The organism is Neorhizobium sp. DAR64860/K0K1 (assembly GCF_050500205.1).
Classification (GTDB): domain Bacteria; phylum Pseudomonadota; class Alphaproteobacteria; order Rhizobiales; family Rhizobiaceae; genus Neorhizobium; species Neorhizobium soli.
This window is the reverse complement of sequence record NZ_CP191459.1, coordinates 585,466-606,805: the sequence shown is the minus strand read 5'-3', so window position 1 is coordinate 606,805 and position 21,340 is coordinate 585,466. Positions and strand designations below refer to the sequence as shown.

Annotated in this window: 16 protein-coding genes; 10 read left to right on the top strand and 6 right to left on the bottom strand. The window is 61.6% G+C overall.

Annotated features, from left to right (window positions below; all coding sequences use genetic code 11):
* Positions 1 to 10 precede the first annotated feature (10 nt).
* On the bottom strand, positions 11 to 961 hold the full coding sequence (locus ACQY1J_RS07450) for an iron ABC transporter substrate-binding protein (protein WP_430251882.1): 951 nt from the start codon (positions 959 to 961) through the stop codon (positions 11 to 13).
* Between the two features lie 221 nt (positions 962 to 1,182).
* Here ACQY1J_RS07450 and ACQY1J_RS07445 point away from each other — a divergent pair, with 221 nt between their 5' ends.
* The 3 genes from ACQY1J_RS07445 to ACQY1J_RS07435 all read left to right on the top strand — a co-directional run bounded on the left by ACQY1J_RS07445 (position 1,183) and on the right by ACQY1J_RS07435 (position 5,059).
* Positions 1,183 to 3,252, top strand: coding sequence for an ATP-dependent helicase (locus ACQY1J_RS07445; protein WP_430251090.1), 2,070 nt, complete (start codon positions 1,183 to 1,185; stop codon positions 3,250 to 3,252).
* A 52-nt stretch (positions 3,253 to 3,304) separates the two neighbouring features.
* Positions 3,305 to 4,045, top strand: coding sequence for a pentapeptide repeat-containing protein (locus tag ACQY1J_RS07440; RefSeq protein ID WP_430251089.1), 741 nt, complete (start codon positions 3,305 to 3,307; stop codon positions 4,043 to 4,045).
* A 171-nt stretch (positions 4,046 to 4,216) separates the two neighbouring features.
* Positions 4,217 to 5,059 carry a DMT family transporter gene (locus tag ACQY1J_RS07435; RefSeq protein WP_174196783.1) on the top strand — a complete coding sequence of 281 codons (843 nt, stop codon included), beginning with the start codon at positions 4,217 to 4,219 and terminating at the stop codon, positions 5,057 to 5,059.
* A gap of 7 nt (positions 5,060 to 5,066) precedes the next feature.
* Here ACQY1J_RS07435 and ACQY1J_RS07430 read toward each other — a convergent pair whose 3' ends face one another.
* The 5 genes from ACQY1J_RS07430 to ACQY1J_RS07410 all read right to left on the bottom strand — a co-directional run bounded on the left by ACQY1J_RS07430 (position 5,067) and on the right by ACQY1J_RS07410 (position 9,406).
* The gene (locus tag ACQY1J_RS07430; protein ID WP_280136960.1) at positions 5,067 to 5,180 is read right to left on the bottom strand and encodes a type II toxin-antitoxin system RelE/ParE family toxin; all 114 of its coding nucleotides are present in this window, start codon (positions 5,178 to 5,180) and stop codon (positions 5,067 to 5,069) included.
* Between the two features lie 21 nt (positions 5,181 to 5,201).
* A complete protein-coding gene (locus ACQY1J_RS07425; protein WP_430251088.1) occupies positions 5,202 to 5,465 on the bottom strand; it encodes a type II toxin-antitoxin system ParD family antitoxin in 264 nt (87 codons plus the stop codon).
* Positions 5,466 to 5,539: 74 nt separating this feature from the next.
* Positions 5,540 to 6,247, bottom strand: a complete 708-nt coding sequence (locus ACQY1J_RS07420) for a DUF1003 domain-containing protein (RefSeq protein ID WP_092659788.1) — start codon at positions 6,245 to 6,247, stop codon at positions 5,540 to 5,542.
* The gene (locus ACQY1J_RS07415) at positions 6,240 to 8,045 is read right to left on the bottom strand and encodes an ABC transporter ATP-binding protein/permease (RefSeq protein WP_430251087.1); all 1,806 of its coding nucleotides are present in this window, start codon (positions 8,043 to 8,045) and stop codon (positions 6,240 to 6,242) included. Before ACQY1J_RS07415 ends, ACQY1J_RS07420 begins: the two co-directional genes overlap by 8 nt.
* A 137-nt stretch (positions 8,046 to 8,182) precedes the next feature.
* Positions 8,183 to 9,406, bottom strand: coding sequence for an ROK family transcriptional regulator (locus ACQY1J_RS07410; protein ID WP_062461012.1), 1,224 nt, complete (start codon positions 9,404 to 9,406; stop codon positions 8,183 to 8,185).
* A gap of 243 nt (positions 9,407 to 9,649) precedes the next feature.
* Between ACQY1J_RS07410 and ACQY1J_RS07405 the strand changes: the two genes are divergently transcribed.
* The 7 genes from ACQY1J_RS07405 (at position 9,650) to ACQY1J_RS07375 (ending at position 21,149) form a co-directional block, all read left to right on the top strand.
* Positions 9,650 to 10,675, top strand: coding sequence for a sugar ABC transporter substrate-binding protein (locus ACQY1J_RS07405; protein WP_062461015.1), 1,026 nt, complete (start codon positions 9,650 to 9,652; stop codon positions 10,673 to 10,675).
* 190 nt (positions 10,676 to 10,865) lie between these two features.
* A complete protein-coding gene (locus tag ACQY1J_RS07400) occupies positions 10,866 to 11,945 on the top strand; it encodes an ABC transporter permease (protein ID WP_062461017.1) in 1,080 nt (359 codons plus the stop codon).
* Positions 11,945 to 12,736 carry an ATP-binding cassette domain-containing protein gene (locus tag ACQY1J_RS07395; protein WP_062461891.1) on the top strand — a complete coding sequence of 264 codons (792 nt, stop codon included), beginning with the start codon at positions 11,945 to 11,947 and terminating at the stop codon, positions 12,734 to 12,736. Before ACQY1J_RS07400 ends, ACQY1J_RS07395 begins: the two co-directional genes overlap by 1 nt.
* 302 nt (positions 12,737 to 13,038) lie before the next feature.
* Positions 13,039 to 16,398, top strand: a complete 3,360-nt coding sequence (locus ACQY1J_RS07390; protein ID WP_430251086.1) for a DUF2126 domain-containing protein — start codon at positions 13,039 to 13,041, stop codon at positions 16,396 to 16,398.
* A 39-nt stretch (positions 16,399 to 16,437) separates the two neighbouring features.
* Positions 16,438 to 18,894 carry a circularly permuted type 2 ATP-grasp protein gene (locus tag ACQY1J_RS07385; protein ID WP_430251085.1) on the top strand — a complete coding sequence of 819 codons (2,457 nt, stop codon included), beginning with the start codon at positions 16,438 to 16,440 and terminating at the stop codon, positions 18,892 to 18,894.
* 19 nt (positions 18,895 to 18,913) lie between these two features.
* Entirely contained in the window at positions 18,914 to 19,792 is an 879-nt protein-coding gene (locus ACQY1J_RS07380; protein ID WP_113109739.1) for a transglutaminase-like domain-containing protein, read from the top strand.
* A 136-nt stretch (positions 19,793 to 19,928) separates the two neighbouring features.
* Entirely contained in the window at positions 19,929 to 21,149 is a 1,221-nt protein-coding gene (locus tag ACQY1J_RS07375; RefSeq protein ID WP_430251084.1) for a vWA domain-containing protein, read from the top strand.
* The last annotated feature ends 191 nt before the right edge of the window (positions 21,150 to 21,340 follow it).

Genomic DNA, 21,340 nt, shown 5'->3' with positions numbered 1-21,340 from the left:
TCGATGGTGTTTAGAGAATGCCGGCGGCTGTCATCATGTCGGTGACCTTGGCATTGTTGAGGCTCGAAGGCTCGACCTTCGGCGCCTGAAGGTCGGCAATCGGAACGAGCGCCTTGTTGGAAGCCTCGTCCTTGCCGACGGCGTATTCGAACGAGGTGCCGTCACGCAGAATCTTCTGGCCGCCCTTGCCGGCAAGCCATTTCAGAAATGCCTGCGCCTGCTCCTTGTGCTTGGAAGAGGCCAGAATGCCACCGCCGGAGATCGACACGAAGGCGCCCGGATCCTGGTTCTTGAAGTAATGCAGCGCAACGTTCTTGCTGTTTTCGCCGGTCTTCGCCTGATCGCCGAAATAGTAGTAGTGATAGATCAGCGCGCCTTCGAACTGGCCCGCATTGACGGCCTTCATGGCGGTGGAATTGCCACGCACGGCAGTGAAGTTCTCTTTCATGCCCTTCAGCCAGGCAGCGGTTTCCGGCTCACCCTTCAGCTGCAGAAACGCGCCGACGATCGCCTGGAAATCGGCACCCGACGGAGATGCGGCCCAACGGCCCTTCCATTCGGGCTTGGCGAGATCGAGCATCGATTTCGGCAGCTTGTCCTCGGTGAGCTTGGTCTTGTCATAGGCAAACACGGTGGAGCGCGCGGCAATTCCGGTCCAGTGACCGTTGGCCGGGCGGAACTGCTCGGGAACGAGATCAAGCGTTGCCTTGTCGACAGGCTCAAACAGCCCCTTGCCATCGACAAGCGCCATGGCCGGCGAATTTTCCGTCAGAAACAGGTCGGCCGGCGAGTTGGCGCCTTCCTGCACAATCTGGTTTGCCATTTCGAGGTCGGATCCGTTGCGCACCGTAATGACGATGCCGGTCTCTTCCTTGAAGCCCTCGACCCATTCCTTGGTCAGGCCCTCGTGCTGGGCGTTGTAGATCGTCAGGCTGTCGGCGACCTGCGCGTTGGCCGGCATGGACAGAGCGAGTAGCGAAACGGCGAGCGAAGCTCCGGCCGAAAGAGCAGACAGAATTTTCAAGTTTGCCTCCAATTTATAAGCGTCATCGCATCGATAGCCAAAGCCGACCTGCGTAGTCAAGTTTAAGAATCGAACGGGGATGGAGACCGATTGCGGCAAATGCCGGCGAATCAGGTAGAGCTGAAACGAACACATCAAGAACATGCCTCGGAAGCTGAATGTCGGTTGCTTATCTGGAAAAATTGAACGAGGCCCAGCGCCGCGCGGTCGAACATGGTTCGGACGTGCCGGATGGCGGCGCGGCGGGACCGCTTCTGGTGATTGCAGGCGCAGGCTCCGGCAAGACCAACACGCTTGCCCATCGCGTCGCCCACCTGATCGTGTCGGGCGCCGATCCGCGCCGCCTGCTGCTGATGACGTTTTCCCGCCGTGCGGCCTCCGAAATGGGCCGCCGCGTCCAGCGCATCTGCCGTGAAGTGATGGGTGCAAAGTCCGGCGTCATGACCGATGCGCTCGCCTGGGCCGGCACGTTTCACGGCATCGGCGCAAGGCTGTTGCGGATCTATGCCGAACAGATCGGCCTCGACCAGGAATTCACCATCCACGACCGTGAGGATTCCGCCGACCTGATGAACCTCGTTCGCCACGAGCTCGGCTTCTCCAAGATGGAAAGCCGGTTTCCGACCAAGGGCACCTGCCTTGCCATCTATTCGCGCGCCGTCAATTCCGAGACGCCGCTGGACGAGGTGCTGAAGACCTCCTTCCCCTGGTGCCTTGCCTGGGAACCACAGCTGCGCGACCTGTTTGCGTCCTATGTGGACGCCAAGCAGGCGCAGAACGTGCTCGATTACGATGATCTTCTGCTCTACTGGGCGCAGATGATGAGCGAGCCGCTGATCGCACAGGATGTCGGCGAGCGATTCGATCACGTCATGGTCGACGAGTACCAGGACACCAACCGGCTGCAATCCTCGATCCTGATGGCAATGAAGCCCGGCGGCCGGGGCCTGACGGTGGTGGGCGACGACGCCCAGTCGATCTACTCGTTCCGCGCCGCCACGATCCGCAACATCCTCGATTTCCCCGCGACCTTCGATCCGCCCGCCAACATCGTCACGCTCGACCGCAACTACCGCTCGACCACCACCATTCTGGCAGCGGCCAACGGCGTCATCGAACTTGCTCGCGAGCGGTTTACGAAAAACCTCTGGACTGACCGCCAGTCGGAGGAGCGGCCGCGTCTGGTCACCGTCAAGGACGAGACCGAACAGGCGAGCTATATCGTGGAAAAGATCCTCGAGAACCGCGAAACCGGCATGCTGCTGAAACAGCAGGCCGTGCTGTTTCGTGCCTCGCACCATTCCGGCCCGCTGGAAGTGGAACTGACCCGCCGCAACATTCCCTTCGTCAAGTTCGGCGGCCTGAAATTCCTCGATAGCGCCCATGTCAAGGACATGCTGGCGGCTTTGCGCTTTGCCCAGAACCCGCGCGACCGGGTTGCGGGTTTTCGGCTTCTGCAGCTCATTCCAGGCATCGGCCCGCAAACGGCGGCGAAGATCCTCGATGCGATCGCGGCCGATCCGGAACCGCTGGCCGCACTGCAGGAAATTCCCTCGCCTCCAAGGTCCGGCGAAGACTGGCCGGCCTTTGTCGAGATGCTCGGCGCCGTCAGGAAAAGCGAAGGCTGGCCTTCCGAAATCGGGCTCGCCCGCCAATGGTACGAACCGCATCTTAGCCGCATCCACGAAGATGCCGACACCCGCAAGGCCGACCTTCTGCAACTGGAGCAGATCGCTTCCGGCTACGCGTCGCGCGAACGCTTCCTCACCGAACTGACGCTCGATCCGCCGGATGCCACCAGCGACCAGGCCGGCGTGCCGCTGCTGGACGAGGATTACCTGATCCTTTCGACAATCCACTCCGCCAAGGGCCAGGAATGGCGCTCGGTTTTCCTGCTCAACTGTGTCGACGGCTGCATTCCCTCCGATCTCGGCACCGGCACGACAGCCGAAATCGAGGAGGAACGGCGGCTGCTCTACGTGGCGATGACGCGCGCGAAGGATCACCTTCACCTGATCACGCCGCAGCGTTTCTTTACCCACGGCCAGCATTCCCAAGGCGACAGGCACGTCTACGCCTCACGCTCCCGCTTTATCCCGGCAACGCTGCTGCAGTTCTTCGAAAGCACCGCCTGGCCGGTGGTGGCGCAAATGACCGAAGCCGAACGCCAAGCCCGCCACCAGATCCGCATCGACGTAACCGCAAGAATGCGCGGCATGTGGCGCTGACCGTCACAAGTTGCGCGAACGTATAGGCAAGCTGCCTGACAATGGAGATTGCGTGTTGGAAATATCGTCGCTTGAAACCGCATTCTCGATGAAGGAGCCGGTCATCGGCCTCCGATTTGCATCCGAAGACCTGTCCGATTTCATCACGTCCGAATCGAAATTTTCGGATTGCCGGTTCAACGATTGCATCTTCGATGGCGCGAAGATCAGGGAATGCGAATTCATCAGCTGCAGCTTTTCCAACTGCTCCTTCAAGGAAGCCGAGTTTTTCAACTGCATCTTCGTCGATCGCGAAACGCAGGCAGGATCTGCGTGGAATTACTGCGACCTCAACGAGGCGAAGTTTAAGGCCTGCAACCTTTCCAACAACCGCATCGTCAAAAGCGAAGCCTTCCTGCTCGAGATCACCGACTCGTCGGCTGTCGGTCTGCAGTTCGATGCCGAGGTTCATCGCAAGATCAGCAAGCGCATGATGTTTGGCGGCGTCGTCTTACAGCGTTGCAAGCTGCAATACGCGGTGTTTGCGGCCTCAAGCTACGAAGAGAGCCGGTTCGAGAGCTGCGATCTCAGAGACTGCTCGTTTGTCGACAGCAATCTCAGCCGCGTCAGCCTGATGGGATCGAGCCTCAACAATATCGATTTCACCGGCGCGACCCTGGATTTCGCCAACCTCTCGCAGGCGACCTTCGATGAGATGGATCTTGCAGCCATGGCGTCGTTCAAGGGCATGACTGTCAGCCGCGACCAGCACGAAAACCTGCTCCGCTCGATGGGAATTCTGACGTCGGGATAAGCAGCAGACACAACCGGTGGGCGGAAAGGCTTTCCTTTCAAACCGAAAAAGCATTAGAGCGACCGTTCTGCGTCGAAGGAGACTGAAGTGGACAGCAATCAATCGGCAAGGGCCTCGCGGGCGACGTCGTCAGCCCAGCCGGCCCCGTCGACGAAGAAGGCTGCAGCGTGGATGCTGACGTCGATCAGCCTGCTGCTGCTGATGGCGATTTCCGGCCGGATCATCACCCGCGAGATCGACGTCTTCCAGGTGATGGAAATGCGCTCGATCATCGCCTTCTTCATGCTTTTGCCGCTGGTGTTTCGTGAGGGTGGCTTCAAAGCCATGCGCACGACCATCCTGCCGGCCCATATCGGCCGCAACGTCGCCCACTATATCGGCCAGTTCGCCTGGCTGATGGGCCTGACGCTGATCCCGCTCGCGCAGGTGATCGCCATCGAATTCACCGCCCCGATCTGGGCGGCGCTGATGGCAGCGGCTTTCCTCGGGGAGAAGCTGACATGGCGCAAGGGTGCGGCGATCGGCTTCGGGCTCGCCGGCGTGCTTCTGATCCTGCGGCCAGGCGCCGCCCCGCTCAACCCCGGCCACCTGATCGTGCTGGGCGCTGCCTTCTTCTTCGCCATCTCCTTCATCACCACCAAGCTCCTGACGCGCACCGACAGCGCCACCAAGATCATCTTCTGGATGCTGATCATCCAGTCGATCATCGGGCTGATCCCGGCAATCAGGGTATGGACCTGGCCGTCCGCGGGGATCTGGCCGTGGATCTTCCTGATCGCGTTCACCGGGACATTCGCGCATTACTGCATGGCAAAGGCGCTGTCTTATGCCGATGCGACGGTGGCGATGCCGATGGATTATCTCCGCGTGCCGGCCTCGGCCCTCATCGGCTACCTTCTCTACGCCGAAGCCATCGACGGCCTGACCGCCGCCGGCGCAATCCTCATCCTCGCCGGCAACCTCTTCAACCTGCGACGCCCGAACGCCGGAAGAATCCAACAGACGCCGCCGTGAGATCGGTTTAGTCTTGTTCCTTGAATGCTGCGGGGATATCGCGCGCGCCGTGCAGGATGCGCTCAATTCTCACACCATCCTGGGACACGGTGTAGAACATCACGTACCGTTTGAAGTGGATGCAACGAAGCCCGGTCGCGCATCAGGAGCGGCGTCCGCCATATCTGGCTTCAAGCCGATCGAAGACGTCATCCGCCGGAATGCCCGGCCCACTCTCGATCCCGGTGCGTATATCCGCCTTCAGTGCGTCGAAGCCGGCCTTGCCATGCTCCTCCATCTCTTCGAGCAGGCGAAGGCTATCGCGCATGACGTCGCTTTCGCTTGCATAGCGTCCGCTTTCCACCGGCCTGCGCACGAAGCTTTCGTAATGGGGGCCGAGTTCATAACTGGAAGGCACAAGATCCACCCTTGTTTCCCCGAAATTATCAATCTTCGAGATCCACGTAGAGCGTGTCCCCTCTCACCCCTCACCCCGACTAATCATCGTTTCTCCAGCAACTCGATCTGGATCTGCTGGAGTTCCGCGAGCCGTTCCCACTGCTTGGCCATCTGGTGATCGATCTTTTCATGCAGCTGGCGGATTTCGAGTTCGGCTCGAAGGTTGACCATGTAGTCGTTTTCGCTGCGCAGCCGGTCCTTGTCCTCCTGCCGCCTCTGGCTCATCATGATGACGGGTGCCTGGAGCGCGGCAAGCGAGGACAGGACGAGATTGAGCAGGATGAACGGATAGGGGTCGAACGGATCGGCGGACAAACCAACCACGTTAAGCGCCATCCACAGAACCAGCACGGCTAAAAAGGACAGGATGAAGGTCCAGGAGCCTCCGAAGGCGGCGACCCTGTCGGCGACCCTTTCCCCGAACGTTTCCGCCTGGTCGATTGCGGCGGGCGCGCCCGCCTGAACCGTCAGCGTTCCCTTTTCGAAACTGTCGAGCACGCGGGCGTCAAGCTCGGTGATCTCGCCCCGCTCCTCTTCCAGCAGTGCCTCCACGTAGCGCCGCCTGAAGCGCGCCAGATCCTCGTCGCAGATCAGACTGTCGGCGCTACAGGTCTTTACCTCCTCCGCGATCATCTCGAAGAGATGCGGCCTGAGAGTGCCCGCCTTGTGAAGCTTCGATACCGCAAACGTGCGACCGCAGATGAGGCATTGCCCGGTTCTCCCGGTCGTTTGAGAAGCATGCTTACCCATTGTCTGAAGCCTCGTTCTTCGTATCGACAGCCAGGAGCGGCGCCAGATGAAATACCTTTGGTGAAAATCTGTCCGAAAACACGTCGGAGCGGCCGATATAGAGGAGTGTCGAGCCGGTAAGCCCGGCCAGCACGTCCAGCAACAGCGCCTGCGTCTCCGGTTCGAGCCCTTCCAGCACGTCGTCCATGATCAGCCAGTCCGGCTTTCGAAGCACGGCATTGGCGATCTGCAGCGCCACTTCCTCGTCCTTGTCGAGCAGCCGGTCCCATCGCTCCACCTCGTCGAGTTTATCGACGAGCCGATGCAGACCGACTTTCTCCAACGCTTGCGCCAGCGCCGCGTCGGTCATGTCGGGAATGCCATCGCGCATGCCAGCAGGCCCAGTCGCCGGATAGGTCATGACCTCGCGCAGCGATGCGGTCGGCAAATAACCTTCCTGAGGCATCATGATCATCCGATCTGCGGCCGGCAGACTGATCTCGCCCTTGCCCCAGGGCCAGATACCGGACAGTGCCTGGAACAGAAGGTGCCGGTCTGTCCCCGGATTGCCGTTGATCAGCACCCGCTCGCCGGGCCGGATCGTGAAGGCGCCTTCCGCGACCCTGATGCCATGGCCGTCCCCACCCTTGTCGGGTTCGCCGAAGACCGCAAGGTCGGTGACGGACAGCACGTCCTCCCCATCGCTTTTCCGGTAGGTGAGGACGGAGCCTTCCATCGCCGGCGTATCCATCGAAACCAGTGCGTTGCGGAACGAGGAGACACGGCCGAGCGTCGCCCGCCAGTCGGCGATGACGCTGAAATTTGCAACATACCAGCGCAGCGCCTGGTTGACCTGGTTGAAGGCGCCGACCGCCATCATCAGACCGCCGAACGAAAGATTGCCGGAAAAATACATCGGCGAGGCAATGATGATCGGCGCCACCAACGCCAGCCAACCGAAACCGGCCGACACCCAGGTCAGGTTAGTGAGCGCCCAGGCAAGCTTGCGCAGCATGCCGAGCACGCCATCGATTGCGGTGTGAACGCGGAAAAGCTCGCTTTCCTCGCCGCGCGCAAGCGTGATCGGCTTCATGTTCTCGTTCGCCCGGACAAGGGTCGCGCGCAGATCAGCCTCGCGGGCATAGCGCTGCGCATTCAGTCGCGCCAGCCGGCTGCCGACGACGTTGCTCATGACGGATCCGAAAAGGGCGTAGAGGATCGTCGCCCACAGCATATAGCCGGGAATGACGATGGTACGACCGCCGATCTGCAGGCCAAAATCAGTCGAGATCGCCCATAGCACGCCGATGAAACTTGCAAGAAGAATGGTCGAATTGACGAGGCCGATCGACAGTGACGTCGTGTTCTCGGCCAGGATGCGGGTGTCCTCGTGCAGTCTCTGGTCCGGATTGTCGGCGATCGCACCGGCACCGGCAAGCTTCAGGGCCCGCCCCGGCGTCAGCCAGACATCGGCGAGATCGCGGGCCAGCCCTTCTCGCATCCGCATCGCGGCGATCTGGTTCAGCCATTGCTGGATGACGTTGAGCAGTGTCAGGAGCGAGGCGAGAACTCCGAACACCACAAGCTGGTGGAGGAATTCGGGCATGTCGCGCCGCGCCAAGGCATCGTAGAACGGTCCGTTCCACTCATTCAGCCGGTAGGTGGCGTAGGTGGTCGCAAAGATGACGCAGAGCAGCGCGGCCGTGAGCGCGAGAACGGGATTGCGCACCGGGGACGCCCAGAACGCCCCTGTCATCATTTTGAGCTGGCCAGACAGAGGAAGTTCATAGGGCTCCGCCTTATCTTGCGAATTCACCATCTGCCGCCGGCTCCTGCCTGTCTGTGTCGAGTCCTAACTACCACAAGGGAATTGCGAAGGTGCGAGAAAGGCGTGCCGTTCACGGCTGACCGGAAACAGCGTCGAGCGTCCCACGATCGAATGCGGACGTCCGCTCGTCACATCGCCTTGAACAGCACACTCGGATCGGTGAGGTATTTCGCAAAAATCGGCAGGCTGGCGCCGCCGATGGCGCGGGCGTGGCTGCCGACCTTGCCCTCGATGATATCGGGGATGATGACACCTTGCAGGTCCAGCCGCTTGACGGCCTCGATCGTCTCGGTGACGATCCGCTTGCGCACCCAGGACGGAAAGCCGCCATCGATCACGGCAGCCCCGAAATCGATGATCGAGGCGCTGGCAATGATCGCCTGCGCAAGCGCTGCCGCCGTCTCGCCGATCCACAGATCGAGCGGCGCGCCGAAATCGATCCATTCGTCGGCCGAATACCACAGCGGCTCCGGATCGATCCCCTTTTCCTTCAGCATGTTTTCAAGAACGAAAATTGAAGCGACGTCGAGCAACTGCCGGGTTGAACCGTCCCTGCCGCGCACCGGAAGCGGCGCGACGGCGCCGGCAGTCCCGGTTCGGCCGGAAAACACCGCGGAGTTCAGAACGATGCCGCCGCCGATAAATGACCCGATGAAGAAATAGACAAAGTCCGGATAGGACGGACCGATCCCGAACACCAGCTCCGCACCGCAGGCGCTGGTCGCGTCGTTCTGCAGGTAGACGGCATGCTTGGTCGAGGCGGAGACCTCCTGCTGCAGGTCGAAATCGCGCCAGAGGTCCATCGCACCCGCAGGCGCGCCGACCTCGTCTGCCCAGTTCCACAGTTCGAACGGCGCCGAGATCCCGATGCCGGCGATCCGCTCACGCTCGACCATGCTGAGCTGGCCCTCGAGCCTGCCGATCCCCTTGCCGATGATCTCGATGATCTTCTGCGGCACTGGGTAGGCGTAGGTTTCGTGATGATGCATCCGGATCTGCCCGACGAAATCCATCAGCACCAGATCGGCGCTGCGCCGGCCGATTTTCACCCCGAAGGAAAACACGGCATCGGGATTGAGCCGCATCGGGACCGACGGCTGCCCCACCCGGCCGCGGATCGGTTCGCCGCGCAGCAGAAGCCCGTCCTTTTCGAGCGATCGCATGATCACCGACACAGTCTGCGCCGACAGTCCGCTGGCGCGGGTAATGTCCGCCTTCGACATTTCGCCGTGCATGCGAACAAGCGAAAGGACCAGCCTCTCGTTATAGGCACGCACGCGAACCTGGTTCGATCCGCCCGAAAAACTGCCGAGCGGCATCGACCCTGTCGCGGTACTTCCCGCGATCGACATTGGAACTCCTCCCGAAACTCGCCGTGGATCGTCGCTCCACGCACGCCGAATATGCCACCGTGGATAAATAATTCAATCGGAATTAATTATTGACAGCTCATGGAAAACTGGTCTTAATCCGGGCTGCAGAGGACATGGGAGGCTTGGAGACGGCGCTCGTCGAATTCGATGGCACCCGGTGTTTCTGAACATTTGCATCAATCGCCCCAGGCTTGGGGAAAAGATCTCTCGGGAGGAGATATCATGAAAAAGACTGTGCTTTCTGGCGCCTTTGCGGCGCTTGTCCTCGGCGTTGCGTTTTCCGCTCCGGCGCACGCAGCCGGCGTCTCCGCCTGCCTCATCACCAAGACAGATACCAATCCGTTCTTCGTGAAGATGAAGGACGGTGCGACTGCGAAAGCCAAGGAACTCGGCGTCACGCTGAAATCCTATGCCGGCAAGATCGATGGCGATTCCGAAAGCCAGGTTGCCGCGATCGAAACCTGCATCGCCGATGGCGCCAAAGGTATTCTGATCACCGCGTCCGACACCAAGGGCATCGTGCCGAACCTCAAGAAGGCCCGCGACGCCGGCATGCTGATCATCGCGCTCGACACGCCGCTGGAGCCGATCAATGCGGCCGATATGACGTTTGCGACCGACAACCTTCTGGCCGGCAAGCTGATTGGCCAGTGGGCCAAGGAAACGCTCGGCGACAAGGCCAAGGAAGCCAAGGTGGCCTTCCTCGACCTTACCCCGTCGCAGCCTTCCGTCGACATCCTGCGCGACCAGGGCTTCATGATCGGTTTCGGCATCGATCCGAAGGATCCGAACAAGATCGGCGACGAAGACGATCCGCGCATCGTCGGCCATGACGTGACCAACGGCAATGAAGAAGGCGGTCGCACCGCGATGGAAAACCTTCTCCAGAAGGATCCGACCATCAACGTCGTTCACACGATCAACGAACCGGCAGCAGCCGGCGCCTATGAAGCGCTGAAGGCCGTCGGTCGCGAGAAGGACGTGCTTCTGGTCTCCGTCGACGGCGGCTGCCCAGGCGTCAAGAACGTTGCCGGCGGTGTCATCGGTGCAACCTCGCAGCAGTATCCGCTGCAGATGGCGTCGCTCGGCATCGAGGCGATCAAGAAGTTCGCCGATACCGGTGAAAAGCCGAAGCCGACTGCCGGCAAGGATTTCTTCGACACAGGCGTGACGCTCGTGACCGACAAGCCGGTTCCCGCGATCAAGTCGATCGACACCAAGGAAGGTCTGAACAAGTGCTGGGGCTGATCCCCACCTGCATTTGAAAGATCAAACCACTACCCTCCCCGCAACGGGGAGGGCTTGATCCGGCGGCAACCGCTCAGACAATCCCTGCGTCCGCCGCAAGTCTTCTCCCACCGGGGTGGGAGAGATGGCCGGTAGGCCGGAGAGGGTCTCTCACTGTCGAGCGACAACGGAATTTCTCGGAGGAACATCCATGACCGAGCCAACGGCGGCATCGCCGCATCATGACTACGAAAAGGTTCTGAAGGACAGTTCGACCGACGTCGCGTCCTTCGACGGCGACAAGAAAACGCCAGTCCAGAAATTCCAGCACTTCCTGCACACCAGTCCGTCGGCGGTTTCGCTGATCGTCCTCGTCGCAGCCCTGCTGGTGTTCGGCATCCTTCTCGGCGGAAAATTCTTCAACGCCTTCTCCCTGACGCTGATCCTGCAGCAGGTGGCAATCACCGGCATTATCGGCGCGGCACAGACGCTTGTCATCATGACCGCCGGCATCGATCTTTCGGTCGGCGCCATCATGGTCCTTTCCTCTGTCGTCATGGGCCAGATGGTCTTCCGCTACGGGGTTCCTGTCGAGATCGCCATTCCCTGCGGCTTCGCGGTCGGCGCGATTTGCGGCTTCATCAACGGCTTCCTGATCGCCCGTGTGAAACTGCCGCCCTTCATCGTCACGCTCGGCATGTGGCAGATCGTGCTTGCCACCAACTTCCTCTATTCCTCCAACGAGACGATCCGCTCGCAGGAAATCGAGGCGACGGCTCCGCTTCTGCAGTTCCTCGGCACGACGTTCAAGGTCGGCGGCGCCGTCTTCACCTTCGGCGTTGTCGCGATGGTGCTGCTGGTCGCCGTCCTCTGGTACGTGCTCAACCAGACCGCCTGGGGCAGACATCTTTACGCAGTCGGTGACGATCCCGAAGCGGCAGAGCTTTCCGGTGTCAACGTCAAGCGCATGCTGATTTCGGTCTACGTTCTCGCCGGCACCATCTGCGCGCTTGCCGGCTGGGTCTCGATCGGCCGCAATGGCTCGGTTTCCCCGACAGTGGGCCAGTTCGCCAACATCGAATCCATCACCGCAGTTGTGATCGGCGGCATATCGCTGTTCGGCGGCCGCGGCTCGATCCTCGGCATGGTGTTCGGCGCCCTCATCGTCGGCGTGTTCTCGTTCGGCCTTCGAATGCTCGGCACCGACGTCCAGTGGACCTACCTCCTGATCGGCGTGCTGATCATCGCCGCCGTCGCAATCGATCAATGGATCAGAAAGGCAGCCGGCTGATGGCACGCGATCCGAACACTCAACCCATCCTGGCCGCCCGCGGCCTGGTCAAGCGCTACGGCCGCGTGACCGCCCTCGACAACGCCGATTTCGACCTCTATCCGGGCGAAATCCTCGCCGTCATCGGCGATAACGGCGCCGGCAAGTCGTCGCTGATCAAGGCGATCTCCGGCGCGATCCGTCCAGACGAGGGCGAGATCACGCTCGAAGGCAAGCCGGTCCAGTTCCGCTCGCCGATCGAGGCCCGCGATGCGGGCATCGAGACCGTCTACCAGAACCTCGCACTCTCGCCGGCGCTCTCCATCGCAGACAACATGTTCCTCGGCCGTGAAATCCGCAGCAAGGGCTTCATGGGCAAATACCTGCGCAAGCTCGATCATGGCGCCATGGAGAAGTTTGCCCGCGGCAAGCTCTCCGAACTCGGCCTGATGACCATCCAGAACATCAACCAGGCGGTCGAGACACTCTCGGGCGGTCAGCGCCAGGGTGTGGCGGTGGCGCGCGCTGCGGCCTTCGGTTCCAAGGTGATCATCCTCGACGAACCGACGGCGGCGCTTGGCGTTAAGGAAAGCCGCAAGGTGCTGGAACTGATCCTCGACGTGCGCTCGCGCGGCATTCCGATCGTGCTGATCAGCCACAACATGCCGCATGTCTTTGAAGTGGCCGATCGTATCCACATCCACCGGCTCGGAAAACGACTGACCGTCATCAACCCGAAAGACTACACGATGTCCGACGCCGTCGCCTTCATGACCGGCGCCAAGGTCCCGACGGAAGCCGTCGCGGCCTAACGGAAATACCTGGGAATGCCCACTCCCCGCTCGCGGGGAGTGGGCACGTACCCTGATCTGACTCTGAGCGCGCAGCCTGCGTCCTTCTCCCCGCCCGCGGGGAGAAGGTGCCGGTAGGCGGATAAGGGGCAATCTCAGCCGGATGACCCTTACCCGGCACAACGATCGAAAACCGAACGAAGCTCACCTTTCGACGTGAGCGGGAAAACAGCCTGCCCCGCCTTGCATTCTTTTCATGCATTGCACAAACTCGCGGCAACGATGACGTAACGGCCTGTTCAAAAAGGCCGGCAAGGGGCATAATGTCGATCAAGGCGAGCATCTACCACCTCACCCATTACAGCTATGACAGGCCCGTCCGCATGGGGCCGCAGATCATCCGGCTGAAGCCCGCCGCCCATTCCCGCACAAAAGTGCTGTCGCATTCGCTGAAGGTCACGCCGGAGAATCACTTCGTCAACCTGCAGCAGGACCCTTACGGCAACTACCTGGCCCGCTTCGTGTTTCCCGAACCGGTGACCGAATTCAAGATCGAGGTCGACCTCGTCGCCGACATGACGGTCTACAATCCCTTCGACTTCTTCGTCGAGGAAGAGGCGCAGGCCTGGCCGTTCACCTACCCGGCCGATCTCATCGAAGACCTGTCGATCTACCGCACGCCCGAGCCGCCGGAACCTGCCCTCGTCGAATACCTGAAGACGCTGGACATGTCGCCCGGCCAGCCGACCGTCGACATGGTCGTCGGCATCAATGCCCGCCTGCAGCAGGCGATCGGCTATGTCATCCGCATGGAACCCGGCGTCCAGACGCCCGAGCAGACGCTGACCTCGGCAATGGGCTCCTGCCGCGATTCGAGCTGGCTGCTGGTGCAGATCCTGCGCCATCTGGGCTTCGCCGCCCGTTTCGTCTCCGGCTACCTCATCCAGCTGACGCCGGACCTGAAGGCGCTCGACGGCCCCTCCGGCACCGAGGTCGATTTCACCGATCTTCATGCCTGGTGCGAAGTCTATCTGCCGGGCGCCGGCTGGATCGGCCTTGATCCGACATCGGGCCTTTTGACCGGCGAAAGCCACATTCCACTCGCCGCCACGCCGCATTACCGCAATGCCGCGCCGATATCGGGCGGTTACTTCGGTGAGGCGAACACGTCGTTCGATTTCGCCATGAACATCACCCGTGTTGCCGAGCATCCGCGCATCACCAAGCCATTCTCGGATGACAGCTGGGACGCGCTGAACGATCTCGGCGAACAGGTGGACCGCGTGCTGGAAGCCCAGGACGTGCGCCTCACGATGGGCGGCGAACCGACCTTCGTGTCGATCGACGACTTCGAATCCGACGAATGGAACACCGGCGCCGTCGGCCCCACCAAACGCGAAAAGGCCGACGTCCTCATCCGCAAGCTGCGCGAAAAGTTCGCGCCTGGCGGCTTCCTGCATTACGGCCAGGGCAAATGGTATCCGGGCGAAAGCCTGCCACGCTGGACCTTCTCGCTCTACTGGCGCAAGGACGGCAAGCCGATCTGGAGCAACCCGGATCTGGTGGCAGAAGAAGGCCGCGACTATGGCAGCGGCGAACAGGACTCGCAGGAGTTCCTGACCGCACTCGCGGCGGAACTCGATATCGGCGCAGAGATGGTCGTGCCAGCCTATGAGGATCCGGCCGAATGGATCATCAAGGAAGGCTCGCTGCCTGATAATGTCGATCCGTCCAATTCGAAACTCAAGGACCCCGAAGAGCGCAACCGCATTGCCCGCGTGTTCGAACGCGGCCTCACCAACCCGTCCGGCTATATCCTGCCTGTGCAGGCTTGGCAGTCGCACGCAAGAGGCGGCGGCATGGGCGCAAAGCGCTGGATCAGCGAAAAATGGAGCACCCGTCGCGGCAAGATCTTCCTCGTCCCCGGCGACAGCCCTGTCGGCTACCGCCTGCCGCTCGGTACGCTTCCCTATATCCCGCCATCGCAATTCCCGTATATCCACGAGGCCGATCCCTCGATCCCCCGCACCGCCCTGCCCGACGTAATCGTCCCGCCCGGTGACGAGGCGACGGAAGGCCGCGCGATGCCGGAGCAGTCGTTCACGGCCGGCGACCCGGTCAATCCCGGCCGCGTCGAGCAGACGCTCGGTGAAATCGGCGGCGCGGTGCGCACGGCGATTTCCGTCGAGCCGCGCGATGGCCGTCTCTGCGTCTTCATGCCGCCGGTCGAAAAGATCGAGGACTATCTCGAACTGATCGCAGCCGCCGAAAACGCTGCGACGAAGCTCGGTCTCGCGGTCCATATCGAAGGCTACGCGCCGCCGCATGACGAGCGCATCAACGTCATCCGCGTCGCGCCCGATCCTGGCGTCATCGAGGTCAACATCCATCCGGCCGCAAGCTGGAAGGAGACGGTCGAGACCACAACGGCGATCTATGAAGAGGCCCGCCAGAGCCGTCTCGGCGCCGACAAGTTCATGATCGACGGCCGCCACACCGGCACCGGCGGCGGCAACCACGTCGTGGTCGGCGGCGCCAACCCGAACGACAGCCCGTTCCTGCGTCGCCCGGACCTGCTCAAAAGCCTCGTGCTGCACTGGCAGCGCCATCCGTCGCTGTCCTACCTGTTCTCCGGCCTGTTCATCGGCCCGACCAGCCAGGCACCGCGCCTCGACGAAGCCCGCCACGATTCGATGTACGAGCTTGAAATCGCGATGGCACAGGTGCCGATGCCGGGCCAGGGTGCAGCACCGCTGCCATGGCTCGTGGACCGGCTGTTCCGCAACCTCTTGACCGACGTCACCGGCAATACCCACCGTTCGGAAATCTGCATCGACAAACTGTTTTCCCCCGATGGACCCACCGGTCGCCTCGGCCTTGTCGAATTCCGCGGCTTCGAAATGCCGCCGAATGCGCGCATGTCGCTGGCGCAGCAGCTGCTTGTGCGGGCACTGATCGCCCGCTTCTGGAAAAACCCGGTTCAGGGCAGGTTTACCCGCTGGGGCACGGCGCTGGCGGACCGGTTCATGCTGTCCCATTACATCTGGGCCGATTTCATGGACGTGCTGGCGGACCTTCGCGAAAACGGCTTCGACCTTAGGCCCGAATGGTTCGAGGCACAGCTCGAGTTCCGCTTCCCGTTCTTCGGCGAAGTCGAGTACGAGGGCGCCAAGCTGGAACTGCGCCAGGCGCTGGAGCCCTGGCATGTGATGGGCGAACAGGGCGCGATCGGCGGCACGGTGCGCTATGTCGACAGTTCCGTGGAGCGCCTGCAGGTGCGGCTCGAAACCAGCAATCCGCAGCGCTATACCGTCGCCTGCAACGGCCGCGCCGTGCCGTTGACGCCGACGGGCATATCCGGGGTCTCGGTTGCCGGCGTGCGCTTCAAGGCCTGGCAGCCGTCATCGGGCCTGCATCCGGTATTGCCGGTCAATACGCCGCTGACATTCGATATCTATGATACATGGTCCAGCCGCTCGATCGGTGGCTGCATTTATCATGTTGCCCATCCGGGCGGTCGCAACTATGAGACCTTTCCGGTCAATGGCAACGAAGCGGAAGCGCGAAGGCTCGCACGGTTCGAACCGTGGGGACACACGGCGGGCAGTTATGCTTTGATGCAGGAAATGCCATCGCCCGAATTTCCGCTGACACTCGATCTGCGCCGGCCACCCGGGATTTAACTGAACCACCTGGGTTTTAACTGGAGTTGACAGCAAGCCATGTCCAACGGACCGGCAACAGAGGGCGCCAAGGCGGAAGCGGGCGTTGGCGAGACAGGCGTTGGCGAGATCGGCATTGACCCGATCCTCGGCTACGCGGCCTTGGCCGGCGTCACCGACGAGATGCTGGACGCCGAAGGTCGTATCAAGCCGGTCTGGGAGAACCTGATCGCGCATCTGAGCCGTCTCTCGGAAGCCGAGCTGCATGAACGCTTTGCCCGCGCCGACCGCTACCTGCGCGATGCCGGCGTGTTCTACCGAACCTATGCCGCACCCGGCTCCACGGCCGGAAGCGGCAGCGGCGAACGTGCCTGGCCGATCAGCCATATTCCGGTCCTGATCGCGGAAAAGGAATGGGAAGAAATTTCCCGTGGCCTCAAGCAACGCGCCGACCTTCTGGAAGCGATGCTTGCCGATATCTATGGCGACAACAAGCTGGTCGAGGAAGGCTTCCTGCCGCCGCAGCTTGTTGCCGGCAACCCGGAGTTTCTGCGTCCGCTGGTGGGCATAAAGCCGGTCAGCGGCCACTACCTGCATTTCTGTTCGTTCGAAATCGGCCGCGGCCCGGATGGCGACTGGTGGGTTCTGGCAGACCGCACGCAGGCCCCGTCAGGCGCAGGCTTTGCTCTCGAAAACCGCGTCGCCACCACACGCGCGCTGTCGGATATCTATGCCGAAAGCCATGTCCACCGCCTCGCCTCCTTCTTCGGCGCGTTCCGCGATGCGCTGCAGAGCCACAAGCAATATCCCGACGACCGGATCGCGGTTCTTTCCCCCGGCCCCGCCAACGAAACCTATTTCGAACACGCCTATATCGCCCGCTATCTCGGTTTCATGCTGCTGGAAGGCGAGGACCTGACCGTTCTCAACAACCGCGTCATGGTCCGCACTGCTGCGGGTCTGAAACCCATCGGCGTTCTCTGGCGCCGCCTCGACGCATCCTACGCCGATCCGATGGAATTGAACCAGAGCTCCCATATCGGCACGCCCGGCATGGTGCAGGCGCTGCGGTCCGGGTCGCTGACACTCGTCAATGCGCTCGGCTCCGGCATTCTCGAAACCCGGGCGCTGCTCGCCTTCATGCCCGCCATCTGCCGCCGCCTTCTCGGCGAAGCGCCGATCATGCCGTCGATCGCGACCTGGTGGTGCGGCCAGAAGGCCGAGCGGGACCATGTGGCCAAGAATATCGGTCGGATGGTGATCGGTCCGGCCTATTCCGGCCTGCCCTTCTTCGACGACAACGGCCAGTCGGTTCTCGGCTCTGCTCTGAGAGAGACTGCAAAAGAATCGATCGGCGAGTGGCTGTCGAGCGAAGGCGCCAAGCTCGTCGGCCAGGAAGTCGTGACACTGTCGACAACACCCGCTTATGTCGACGGCAAGCTGGTACCGCGTCCGATGTCGCTACGTGTTTTTGCCGCCCGCACCGAAGATGGCTGGCAGCTCATGCCCGGCGGTTTTGCCCGTATCGGCTCGGGCGACGACGTGGCCGCGATCGCCATGCAGGCCGGCGGCACCGCGGCCGATGTCTGGATCGTTTCCGACAAGCCCGTCGACAAGCCGACGCTGCTGCCGCCGGAGGAAAGCTTTACCCGCAACATGCCGGGTTCGCTGCCGTCGCGCGCCGCCGACAATCTGTTCTGGCTTGGCCGCTATATCGAGCGCTCCGAAGGCGCGTTGCGCATCCTGCGCTCCTGGCACCTGCGATACGCCGAATCCGCCGATCCCGACGCGCCGCTTCTGGTCGACGTCGCCGGTTATCTGAAATCGATCGATATGGACATGGCGAAGGCCGTGCCGGCGCCGCTTCTGTCCCACCTCAACAGCGCCATCTATTCGGCTAGCAACATCCGCGACCGCTTTTCGCCGGATGGCTGGCTGGCCCTCACGGATCTTGCCAAGACCACCAAGCGCTTTCATGAAACCGCACAACCGGGCGACGATGCCGCCCATGCCAGCACCATCCTTCTGCGCAAGCTGGCGGGTTTTGCCGGTCTCGTGCACGAGAACATGTATCGTTTCACCGGCTGGCGTTTTCTTTCCATCGGCCGCTACCTTGAACGCGGCCTGCATATGACGCGGCTGCTCGCCCATATGTCCGGCCCGGACGCACCGGATGGTTCGCTCGACATGCTGCTTGAAATCGGCGACAGCGTCATGACCCACCGGCGCCGCTACAACGTCAACACCGCGCGGCTGACGGTCGCCGACCTCCTGGCGCTCGATCCGCTCAACCCGCGCTCCATCCTGTTCCAGCTGGCCGAGATCCGCACCGAAGTCGAGCAACTGCCGAATGCCGTTCTCAACGGCCAGATGTCGCCCTTCTACCGGGAAGCGATGCGGCTGCATTCGGGCCTTGCGGTCATGACCCCCGAGGGCATGGATGTGGAGGTTTATCGCAAGCTCGAGCAAGAGCTTGAACGGCTTTCCGATATTCTCGCCCGAACCTATTTCAACTGAGCGGGAGAGAGGACACGCCATGCTTTACGACCTCTCCATGCACATGGGCTATGTCTATGACCAGCCGGCCTCGGTCGCACGGCATGTGATCCGGGTCCTGCCCCTGTCGCTGCCCGGCCGCCAACGGCTGATTGCAGGCACGATCACCGTCACGCCGAACGCAGAGGAGAAAGCCACCTTCATCGATTTCTTCGGCCAGCAGGCGACCTCAATCCTGCTGCGCGCGCCGCATGAACGGTTCGACATCCGTATGCAGGCGCGCGTCATGGTCGAGACCCCGACGATCTCCGCGGATCTGTCGCCACGGCTTGAAGGCTTGAGGCGGGAGCTTGCAGCGTATCTTAGCGTCGACGGCAGCTCGCCGCACAACCTGACGGGCGCAAGCCCTCGCCTGCCCGAAGATCCGCAGATTGCCGCCTATGCCCGCGACGTCGTGAAGCCGGACCAGACGGTGCTGGAGATCGCAAAGGAGCTCTGCACCCGCATCTACGACGATTTCAAGTATGACTCCAAGGCGACCAAGGTCGACACAACCCCGCGCGAGGCCTTCAAGCTGAAGCGCGGCGTCTGCCAGGACTTCGCCCATATCATGATCACCGCGCTGCGCAGCCTCGGCATCCCCGCAGGCTATGTTTCGGGCTTCCTGCGCACGCTCCCGCCCCCGGGCAAGGAGCGGTTGGAGGGTGCCGACGCGATGCATGCCTGGGTCAAGGTCTGGTGCGGCGAGGCGGTCGGCTATGTCGAACTGGACCCCACCAACGACATCATGGCCGGCACCGACCATATCGTCGTCGCCTACGGCCGTGACTATTCCGATATCGCACCTGTCATCGGCGTGCTCAAAGGTTACGGAAATCGAAAGATCATCCAGGCGGTTGATGTGATACCGGTCAGATAGACCCGTTTTGGCGCTGAATCGTCGTGTTGGTTCAATTTTTAAGGGTTGATTTAGCGGTTCCTCCACCCGCTCCGCGCTATCAAGACCACGTGTTAGTGCAAATGAGTTGCGCGGTTACGGCACGGGGGTAAGTGCGATGACAGCATCAATTTGGACGCGGTTTGCCAAGAACCGCGACGGAAATTTCGGCCTTATGACAGCGGTGCTCCTGCCCATCCTCCTGGGTTCGGCGGGCGTCGCGCTTGATTTTACCAATGCCATGCAGATCAAGAGCAAGATGCAGGGTCTGGCGGATTCCGCGGCACTGGCAGCTGCCTCATCGATGGCCCAGAAAGGCATGAACGAGAAGGACGCCCAGGAACTGGCGACCGACTACCTTGCCGGCCAGATCCTTGCCAATGGCATAGACGCGAACGCCACACCTGAAGAAAAGGCAGCGCAGCAGGAGGCGATCCGCAAGGCCACCGCCGTCAGCGCCAAGACCACCAACAACAGCGCTTCCAGCAAGGGCTATACGGTGGCGCTCAACACCAAGTACACGATGAAGCTGAACCCGATCACCAGCATGATCGGCGGCCAGTCCATCACGCTGAATATTGCGGCCACGGCATCCAGCAGTTCGGAAACGACCAACGGCATCTCGATGTACCTGGCGCTTGACCGGTCCGGCTCGATGTCCTTTGTCACCAGCGACAGGAATACACTGCGGTCCTACTGTGACAACTACACCAACGCTGACTGGCCGTCGGTCGCCTTCTACTGGCCCTGCTACATCCGCAAGATCGAGGCCCTGCAGACGGCGGCAACGGGGCTGTTCACGTCGCTGAAGACGTCCGACCCGAAAAACACGCTGATCCGTGTCGGTGCGGTTTCCTACACCGATGAGACGCAGTCTCCGACACCGATGACATGGGGCACGACCGAGGTTGCCAAGTACGTGGCGGCGCTTCCAAGCGTTCCGACCGGCGGCACCGATGCCAGCGGCGCGATGACCCTCGCACTGAATGCGCTGAAATCGAGCAACACGACCGAGGCAACGGCGCATACGGCCAAGGGCAATGCCACCTTCAACCGCTACATCGTGCTGATGACGGATGGCGAGATGACCGGCAAAAGCGCCAACTGGAATCCGGCGCTGGACAGAACAGTGCGCAGCCAGTGCGAAACCGCCAAGGCTGATGGCATCAAGATCTTCACCGTTGCCTTCATGGCGCCGGACAAGGGCAAGTCGCTGCTGAGCACCTGCGCAAGCGCCAGCGACTACTATTACGAGCCCGAAGACATGACCGATCTCGTCAACGCGTTCGGCGATATCGCCAACAAGGCGGCAAAATCCGCGGTTCGCCTCACCAACTAGGCGGCAGTCTAAGTCTCTCGGAACGTTTGATTATTTGCAGAACCCCGTCCAACCGGCGGGGTTTTGCTTTTTTGCGATTTTACATGCCCATGACATATTTCAAGACCAATATCATTGCCCGTTGCAAGCGTTTCGTAACGGTGCATAACTGGTTTCCCAGATCTTCAACGAGGGTCCGAATCGGACGCAAT